This window comes from Kitasatospora sp. NPDC059817 (assembly GCF_042731835.1).
GTDB lineage: Bacteria > Actinomycetota > Actinomycetes > Streptomycetales > Streptomycetaceae > Kitasatospora.
The window spans coordinates 2,821-11,273 of sequence record NZ_JBHWIR010000218.1 but is presented as its reverse complement, the minus strand read 5'-3'; the positions used below and the strand labels follow the sequence as shown (position 1 = coordinate 11,273).

The 8,453-nt window shown below is 74.4% G+C and carries 7 protein-coding genes and 2 pseudogenes; 6 read left to right on the top strand and 3 right to left on the bottom strand.

Annotation, left to right across the window (positions count from 1 at the left end):
• Nucleotides 1–1,097: pseudogene (locus ACFV61_RS31010) on the top strand (hypothetical protein); the annotation flags it as partial.
• A gap of 37 nt (nt 1,098–1,134) precedes the next feature.
• On the opposite strand, the gene ACFV61_RS31005 reads toward ACFV61_RS31010, so the two are convergent.
• On the bottom strand, nt 1,135–2,871 hold the full coding sequence (locus ACFV61_RS31005) for an AMP-binding protein (RefSeq protein WP_380495217.1): 1,737 nt from the start codon (nt 2,869–2,871) through the stop codon (nt 1,135–1,137).
• On the opposite strand from ACFV61_RS31005, the gene ACFV61_RS31000 reads away from it, so the two are divergent.
• Nucleotides 2,864–3,037 carry a hypothetical protein gene (locus ACFV61_RS31000; protein ID WP_380495215.1) on the top strand — a complete coding sequence of 58 codons (174 nt, stop codon included), beginning with the start codon at nt 2,864–2,866 and terminating at the stop codon, nt 3,035–3,037. The genes ACFV61_RS31005 and ACFV61_RS31000 overlap by 8 nt on opposite strands.
• On the opposite strand, the pseudogene ACFV61_RS30995 reads toward ACFV61_RS31000, so the two are convergent.
• A pseudogene (locus tag ACFV61_RS30995) lies at nt 2,975–3,277 on the bottom strand (AMP-binding protein); the annotation flags it as partial. The gene ACFV61_RS31000 and the pseudogene ACFV61_RS30995 overlap by 63 nt on opposite strands.
• Nucleotides 3,278–3,483: 206 nt before the next feature.
• Here ACFV61_RS30995 and ACFV61_RS30990 point away from each other — a divergent pair.
• From ACFV61_RS30990 to efeU, 4 genes are all read left to right on the top strand, one after another.
• The gene (locus ACFV61_RS30990) at nt 3,484–4,308 is read left to right on the top strand and encodes an ABC transporter ATP-binding protein (RefSeq protein ID WP_063346115.1); all 825 of its coding nucleotides are present in this window, start codon (nt 3,484–3,486) and stop codon (nt 4,306–4,308) included.
• A 221-nt stretch (nt 4,309–4,529) separates the two neighbouring features.
• Nucleotides 4,530–5,675 carry an iron uptake system protein EfeO gene (gene efeO / locus ACFV61_RS30985; RefSeq protein ID WP_380495213.1) on the top strand — a complete coding sequence of 382 codons (1,146 nt, stop codon included), beginning with the start codon at nt 4,530–4,532 and terminating at the stop codon, nt 5,673–5,675.
• A gap of 116 nt (nt 5,676–5,791) precedes the next feature.
• The gene (efeB, locus tag ACFV61_RS30980) at nt 5,792–7,114 is read left to right on the top strand and encodes an iron uptake transporter deferrochelatase/peroxidase subunit (RefSeq protein ID WP_380495211.1); all 1,323 of its coding nucleotides are present in this window, start codon (nt 5,792–5,794) and stop codon (nt 7,112–7,114) included.
• A gap of 35 nt (nt 7,115–7,149) precedes the next feature.
• Nucleotides 7,150–7,983 (top strand): iron uptake transporter permease EfeU, encoded by an 834-nt coding sequence (efeU, locus tag ACFV61_RS30975; RefSeq protein ID WP_063346113.1) that lies wholly within the window; start codon nt 7,150–7,152, stop codon nt 7,981–7,983.
• A 78-nt stretch (nt 7,984–8,061) separates the two neighbouring features.
• Here the strand turns inward: efeU and ACFV61_RS30970 are convergent, their stop codons facing one another.
• On the bottom strand, nt 8,062–8,334 hold the full coding sequence (locus tag ACFV61_RS30970; RefSeq protein ID WP_380430948.1) for a hypothetical protein: 273 nt from the start codon (nt 8,332–8,334) through the stop codon (nt 8,062–8,064).
• Nucleotides 8,335–8,453: the final 119 nt, after the last annotated feature.

Here is an 8,453-nt window from a genome sequence, read left to right as displayed (position 1 = left end):
CGGTGGTGTGGGGCCCGGCGGGGGGGCTGGGGGGGGCGCGGCGCGGGGGGCGCGTGGCCGGGGCGCTCGCCGAACGGCCGGCCCTGGCCGCGCGGATCGCCGCCGTCGGCCGGCCGGTGGTCGCCTGGGGCCGCACCGCCGCCCAAGGCGAGGGCCCCGAACTGGCCGCGGTGCACCGCTACGAGTCCAAGGCGGCGGCCCACGACCTGTTCGCCGAACTCGCCCCCGACCACCCGGGCATCGTCGTCCCCCGGCAGGAACGCCCGGCCGGCCGGGGCCGCGCGGCCCGCCGGCTGACCGCCCGCGCCGCCCGGGGGCTGACCACCGTGCTGAAGAGCCCGCACGGCGTCGGCGGCTACGGCACCATCGTGGTGGATCCGGCCGACCTCTTCGCCGCCGGCGGCGGCCGGCCCCTGCTGCGGCGCCTGGTCCGCTCCGAACTCCTGCCCGCCCAGGGCGGCCTGCTGCTGGAGGAGCACGTCGACCCGGGCCCGGCCGCCCAGCTGCGCGACCTCACCTACGACGCGCTGGTCGGCCCCGACGGAGCCGTCCACCCGGTGGGCGCCGGTGACATGCACGTCGCCGGCACCCGCTACCAGGGCGTCACCGTCGGCCCCGACGCGGTGCCCCGGGGCGCCGCCGGGACGGCCCGCCGGTTCGCCCTCGCGGTGGGGGAGCGGCTGGCCGCCGAGGGCTACCGCGGCTGGTACGACGTGGACTTCGTCACCGACCGGCAGCGCCGGCTCGCCCCCACCGAGATCAACCTGCGGCTCACCGGCCCGGCCGTGGCCTTCATGCTGCGGGCCCGCCTCGACCAGGTGCGGGGCCCGGGCCACCTCGTCCGCACCCTGGACGCGATGCCGCTCGGCGCCCGGCTCGCCCCGGGCGCGCTGTACGACCACCTCGACCGGCTGCGGCCGCGCTGCGCCCGGCTCGACGTCACCCTCCTGCCGTTGATCCCGACGGCGGGCCACGACCCGGAGCCCGCCGTCGGCCTCGCCCTCGCCGGGCCGAGCGCCGAGGCGCTGGACGCCGCGCAGGCGCTGCTCGCGGCCGCGCACCACGGGCTGGCCGGGATGTTCGAGGCGCTGCGCTGACCGATCATCAGCGCAGGCCGTCATGACTGGGCAGCCGTCACCGCCGGGCGGCCGGCCGCCGGATCAGGAAGATCAGCACCACCAGCGCGGCCGCCATCAGCGGCACGTTGAAGGTGAACACCATCGCCGTCTCGCGCGGCCAGTCGGTGGCGTCGGTGAGCCGGTACAGGTTGTCCTGTGGCCACCAGGAGGCCAGCAGCCACACCACCGAGAGGTAGGTGAGCAGGGACAGCCTGTACGACCGCCCCTGCCGCAGTACCGCCGGGAAGCCGAAGAAGAGGAAGGCCACCCCGGCGCCGAAGGCGAGGTTCTCGCACAGGTAGAGCAGCTCGAACCAGAAGTGGTACGCGTCGGGCACCGCCCCGAGCTGCGTCGCGCCGGGGAAGAAGACGTTGGTGCTGACCCAGGCCATGAGCGAGAAGAACACCACGCAGCCGAGCACCAGGCAGCCCGGCAGGTCCGACGTGCCGCTGCGCCCGCCCCCGGCCTTGCCGCCGCCGCCCTTGCCTGTGCGCGACCCCGCCTTCGCCGATCCGGCGGCGGTGTGCTTCGGCGGGGCCGGCAGCGGTAGCGCGGCGCGGTCCAGCTTTCCGGCCCGGGTGCGCGGCAGCTCCGGCACCGGGACGACGGCCTCGGGCGCGTCGCCGCCGGGCAGTTGGGCCGCCAGGTACTGGGAGAGCGACCAGCCGTCCGCCCCGTCCGCGTCCGGCGCGGTCACCGCGTACCCGACCAGGCTGCGCCGGCCCGGCCGCAGCTCCAGCTCCACCACGACCGCCTCCCGGACCGCCGGGTGGGCGCGCAGCCGGCCCTCGGCCCGGGCCGCCGCCGCGACCCGGGAGACCACCGCGGCCTTGCGGGCGAAGGGGACCGGCCCGACCACGTGCGCGGCCCGGCCGAGGAACTCCAGGACGCCGTCGTCCCGGAGCCGGCCGATGTCCCCGGTCAGCAGTACCCGGCCGTCGGGGTCGCCGCCCGCGCGGGCGGCGGGGGGGGGGGTGGCGGGGGCCGGGTGGGGGGCCGCCCGGCCGGGCCCGCCCCCCCCGAACGCGAGCGCGCCGGCGGGCCGCGGCGGCCGGGGGGGGCGGCGCGGCCCGACCACGTACACCCGGGTGCCGGGGAACGGCCGACCGATCAGGGAGACCCGCTCGCCGTCCCCGGTGGCCGCCGTGCCCTGCGCGTCGAAGTAGGCGCTGTCCACGCCGGCCTCGGCGAGGCCGTACACGTTGAGCACTCTGGTCCCGTCGCCGAGCAGCCGCTGGAGGCCCAACTGCTCGTCCAGGTACCACTTCTCGGCGCCGACGGTGAGCAGCCGCACACCGGGCAGCGGCGTACCGGTCAGGGGTTCGCCTGTCCGTGGCTCGCCACTCCGGGCGAGATGGGCGGCCAGCCGGCGCGCGAGGCGGGCGTTCAGCTCCAGGACGGTGATCCCTTCGGCGGCCACCAGAGCGGGCAGGCCGGCGAGGTCGGCGGTGCGGTCCAGGGTGAGGTTGCGCGGGGCGACCACCAGGGTGGCTCCGGAGCCCAGCGCCCGGACCCAGTCGGCGGTGAAGACGTCGAATTCCAGGCTCGACGTCTGCAGGATCCGGTCCGCCGGGGACAGCCCGTACACCTCGCGCCAACCCCGGTACGCGGACAGCAGGTTGCGGTGCTCGACCAGGGCCCCGGTGGGCAGGCCGGTGGAGCCCGAGGTGTAGAGGACGCAGGCGAGGTCCGTCGGGCCGGTGGGCGCCCCCGGTGGGTCGGACGGCTCTTCGGTGAGGTCGGCCGTGTCCAGGCAGACGGATCTGCGCCGGGCCCGCGTCGGCGAGCCGCACCCGGTGGCTCTCCTCGGTCACCACCAGGTCCGGGGCGGCGTCGGCCAGGACGTGCCGCAGCAGCGCGTCCGGCGCGCTCGGCTCCAGCGGCACGTACGCGGCGCCCGCCTTCAGTACCGCGAGTAGCGCGACGTACACCTGCGTGCCGCGGCCCAGCGCCACCGCCGCCCGGCCGCCCGGGGCCAGGCCGCGCGCCGCCAGGTGGCGGGCGAGGGCGTCGGCCCGCTTGTCCAGTTCCCCGTACGTCAGCTCGGCATCGCCGCAGCGGACGGCCACCGCCTGCGGTGCCTGCCCGGCCCGCAGTTCGACCAGTCCGTGCAGCGTGTCGGCCGCCCGGTCCTCGGCCGCTTCCCCGTCGGTCGGCATCGGCGCTCCCCTCATCCCCTCCGAATCCCCCGATCATCCTCCCAACTCCCGCTGCGCGACAGGGTTCTGGAGCGTCCACTCCTCGGACGGCCCGGCTCCGCACGCGGCGACGGTTGTACTCTGCACGCAGACGGTCGGCGCCGGCCCGTCCGGTACGGCGCCCCGCCCGCACCCTGTCCGGCGCCGCACCTCGGAGGTCCGCCCCCATGAGCTCGTCCGTCCCGTCCTTCGACGGCCCGCTGCTGCGCACCCAGGACGTGGACGTCGTACGCGACGGCCGCCACCTGCTGCGCGGGATCACCCTCGCCATCGAGCCGGGCGAGCACTGGGCGCTGCTCGGTCCCAACGGCGCCGGGAAGTCGACCCTGCTCGCCCTGCTCGGCGCGGTCTCCCACCCCACCCGGGGCGAGGTGGACGTGCTCGGCCGCCGGCTCGGCCGGGTGGACATCCGCGAGCTGCGCGCCCACCTCGGGCACGTCAACCCCCGGCACCCGCTGCGCTCGCCGCTGAGCGTGCGCGAGGTGGTGCTCACCGGGCACACCAACACCATCGAGCCGGAGTGGCACCGCAAGCCCGGCCCCGAGGTGCTGGAGCGGGCCGAGCAGCTGATCGAGACGCTCGGCATGGGCGCGATCGCCGAGTCGGCGTGGACCACCCTGTCCCAGGGCGAGCGCGGCCGGGCCCTGATCGCCCGCGCGCTGATGCCGAGCCCCCGCCTGCTGCTGCTCGACGAGCCCGCCACCGGGCTGGACCTGACCGCCCGCGAGCTGCTGCTGGACAGCCTGGACCTGCTGCGCCACCAGCACCCGGAGCTGGCCAGCGTGCTGGTCACCCACCACCTGGAGGAGCTGCCGGAGAGCACCACCCACGCCCTGCTGCTGCGGGACGGGGAGTGCGTGGCGGCCGGGCCGGTGGACGAGGTGATGACCACCGAGCTGATCAGCGTGACCTTCGGCCACCCGATCCGGATCAGCCGGCACGAGGGCCGGTGGACGGCCCGGGCGGCCGCGCGCCGTACGCCGGGGCGCTGACGGGTCCGGGGCGCTGACGGGTCCGGGGCGGGGTGGGCCCGGTCGGGGCGGGGCGGGCTGGGCGGTCGGCCCGCTTCCGACGGGGGCGGGTGTAGACGTAAAAAAGTTTTTACGTAAGGTATGCCTTAGCTAAGGCGGGGTTGTCGCTGGTCCGACGCCCCACCGGTGCTCAGCCCTGCCCCGCCCTGGCACACCCATGCCCTTTTTCCGTTGGAGCCCGCATGTCCGCCCGTCGCCGTTCCACCGCAGCCGCGCTGCTCACCCTCGCCGTGGCGACCGCCACCCTGGCGGGCTGTGCGGCGAAGAAGGACGACAAGGCGGGCGGCGCGGACGCGGTCAAGATCAACGCGACCGACACCGCCTGCGAGGTCTCCAAGACCAGCTTCCCGGCCGGCCACGTCGTCCTGGACATCAGCAACAAGGGCGGCAAGACCACCGAGGTCTACGTCTACGGCGCCGGCGACAAGATCATCACCGAGCGCGAGAACATCGGCCCCGGCACCAAGGCCACCATCAACGCCGAGATCAAGGCCGGCTCCTACGAGATCGCCTGCAAGCCCGGCATGGTCGGCGACGGCATCCGCCAGAAGATCACCGTGACCGGCGAGGGCGCCACCGCCGCCGCCGACCCGCGCCTGACCGCCGCCGTCGACGCGTACCGTACGTACGCCCAGCAGCAGGCCGACGCCACCATCCCGGCCGTCGAGGCCTTCGCCGCCGCGATCAAGGCCGGCGACGTGGAGAAGGCCAAGTCGCTGTACGCGCCGTCGCGCACCGGCTGGGAGCGCACCGAGCCGGTCGCCGAGAGCTTCGGCGACGTCGACCCCAAGACCGACACCCGCGAGGACAAGCTGGAGGCCGGCCAGGAGTGGACCGGCTGGCACAAGCTGGAGAAGTCGCTCTGGGCCGACGCCAAGATCGGCGACGACGAGAAGAAGCTCGCCGACCAGCTGGTCAACGACCTCAAGGACTGGCAGAAGAAGATCCCCGAGGCCGAGATCACCGCGACCAGCATGGCCAACGGCGCCAAGGAGCTGCTGGACGAGGTCGCCACCAACAAGATCACCGGCGAGGAGGACCGCTACAGCCACACCGACCTGGCCGACTTCCAGGCCAACGTCGAGGGCGCGCAGAAGGCCTACGAGCTGCTGAAGCCGGTCGCCGCCGAGAAGGACCCGGAGCTGTCCAAGACCCTGGACTCCGAGTTCACCGCGATCCAGGCCCTGCTCGCCAAGTACAAGCAGGCCGACGGCACCTTCACCTCCTACGACAAGGTCACCGAGGCCGAGCGCAAGACCTTCTCCGACGCGGTCAACTCGCTGGGCGAGCCGCTGTCGAAGCTGGCCGCTGCCGTGGTCGTCAAGTAACGACCGCGGTCCCACCCGAGACCCCGCACCCCCCCCCCCCCCCCCGGGGGGGGGGGGGGCCCCCCGGGGCCCCCCACGGCATCGGCGAGTCAGCACAGAGAAGGATCCGCCCGCCGATGGACGCCGATAACGCCAAGGGCACCAAGAACCCCGAGAACCCCGAGGTCACCGCAAACGCCCCGGCCGCTGCCGCCGGTGGCGCCGTCAGCCGACGGGCCGTGATCGGCTGGGCCGGCGCGGGCGTCGCGCTCGGCGCCGCCGCCGTCGGCTCGGTCGCCGCCGCCACCCGGCAGGACGACCAGGCCCCGGCCCCGGCCGCCCAGACCGGCGCCGAGGTGCCCTTCTACGGCGAGAACCAGTCCGGCATCGCCACCCCGGTCCAGGACCGCCTGCACTTCGCCGCCTTCGACGTCTCCGAGAAGGCGACCCGCGAGTCGCTGGTCAAGATGCTCAAGGAGTGGACCAAGGCCGCCGCCGCGATGACCGGCGGCCGCGAGGTCGGCACCGGCGCCGCCGGCGGCCTGCCCGAGGCTCCGCCGGACGACACCGGCGAGGCCCTCGGCCTGCCCGCCTCCCGGCTCACCCTCACCATCGGCTTCGGCCCCACCCTGTTCGACCAGGACGGCGTCGACCGCTTCGGCCTCCGCGCCAAGCGCCCCGAGGCCCTGATCGACCTGCCGAACTTCAAGGGCGACAAGCTCGACCCGCTGCGCAGCGGCGGCGACCTCTGCGTCCAGGCCTGCGCCGACGACCCGCAGGTCGCCGTGCACGCGATCCGCAACCTGGCCCGGATCGGCATGGGCACCGTCAACATCCGCTGGTCCCAGCTCGGCTTCGGCAAGACCTCCTCCACCACCCCGGACGCCCAGACCCCGCGCAACCTGCTCGGCTTCAAGGACGGCACCCACAACATCGCGGGCACCGATGGCGCCGGGCTGGCCAAGCACGTCTGGGCCGCCCCCGGCGACGGCCCCGAGTGGATGACCGGCGGCTCCTACCTGGTCGCCCGGCGGATCCGGATGCACATCGAGACCTGGGACCGCGCCTCGCTCAAGGACCAGGAGGACACCTTCGGCCGCACCAAGGGCGAGGGCGCCCCCTACGGCAAGGTCAAGGAGCACGACGCGCCGGACCTCAAGGCGATGCCCGCCGGCTCGCACGTCGCGCTGGCCCACCCGGACGCCAACAACGGCCTGATGATCCTGCGCCGCGGCTTCTCCTTCACCGACGGCACCGACGGCCTCGGCCGCCTGGACGCCGGCCTGTTCTTCCTCGCCTACCAGCGCGACACCCGCAAGGCCTTCGTGCCGCTCCAGCAGCGGCTCGCGGCCGGCGACAAGCTCAACGAGTACATCCAGCACGTCGGCTCCGCCCACTTCGCCTGCCCGGCGGGCGTCCGCAAGCCCGGGGAGTGGTGGGGCCAAGCGCTCTTCGGCTGATCCCCCGCCCCGTTCAACCCCCCGAGGAGAGTGCCGTGTTCGGCAACTACCTGATCGGCCTGCGCGAAGGCCTCGAAGCCAGCCTGGTCGTCTGCATCCTGATCGCCTACCTGGTCAAGACCGGCCGCAGGGACAAGCTGCCGCCGGTGTGGATCGGCGTCGCCTCCGCCGTGGTGCTCAGCATGGTCTTCGGCGCCGTGCTGCAGTTCGGCTCGTCGCAGCTCACCTTCGAGGCCCAGGAGGCGCTGGGCGGCTCGCTGTCGATCATCTCGGTCGGGCTGGTCACCTGGATGGTGTTCTGGATGCGCCGCACCGCCCGGCACCTGAAGACCGAACTGCACGGCAAGCTGGACGCGGCCATCGCCATGGGCACCACGGCCCTGGTGGTCACCTGCTTCCTGGCGGTCGGCCGCGAGGGCCTGGAGACCGCGCTGTTCATCTGGTCGGCGGTGCAGGCCACCAACGACGGCTACAACCCGCTGATCGGCGCCGCGCTCGGCCTGCTCACCTCGGTGGTGCTCGGCTGGCTGTTCTACCGCGGCGCGCTGAAGATCAACCTGGCCAAGTTCTTCACCTGGACCGGCGCGATGCTGGTGGTCGTCGCGGCCGGCGTGCTCGCCTACGGCGTGCACGACCTCCAGGAGGCCGGCTGGCTGCCCGGCCTGCACAGCGTGGCCTTCGACATCAGCAGCACCATCCCCAAGGACAGCTGGTACGGCACCCTGCTCAAGGGCGTGTTCAACTTCCAGCCGGACCCGACGGTGCTGCAGCTCGTGGTCTGGCTGCTCTACCTGGTGCCGACCCTCGCCGTGTTCTTCGGCCTGTTCAGCGGCAAGGCGAAGCCCGTCGCCGCCAAGCCGGCCGCCTGACCCCTCCCTTCGGCGAACCGCCCCGCCCCGTCCGGCACCCCGCCGGGCGGGGCGGTGTCGTGTGCGGCCGGACAGGGCCTATGTCCCGTACACGCAGAGGAAGACGATGAAGGCGACCAGTCCGACGGCCGCGGCGATCCACGGGCCCGGCGCGAACTCCTGCCGGACGTACCCGGCTTCGTGCGTCTGCGACAGGTGCTGGGAGGCCTTCGCCTGCGCGCCGAACGCCGCCGACCTGCGGTAGCCGCAGCTCTCGCAGACCACGCGCCGGGTGTTGTTCCGCCCCGAGACGACCTTCACCGCGTGCTGGTGCCCGTGCGGGTCCTCGCCCGTGAACCGGCTGGTCTCCATGCCTTGGCCCCCTTCGCCTCGCCCCTGTGCGCGCGAGCATCCTTGCACGCACCACCGACAGCCGTACCCCGGTGGGACCGGGATACGCCGGAGCCCCGGACGGTCGAGGACCGTCGGGG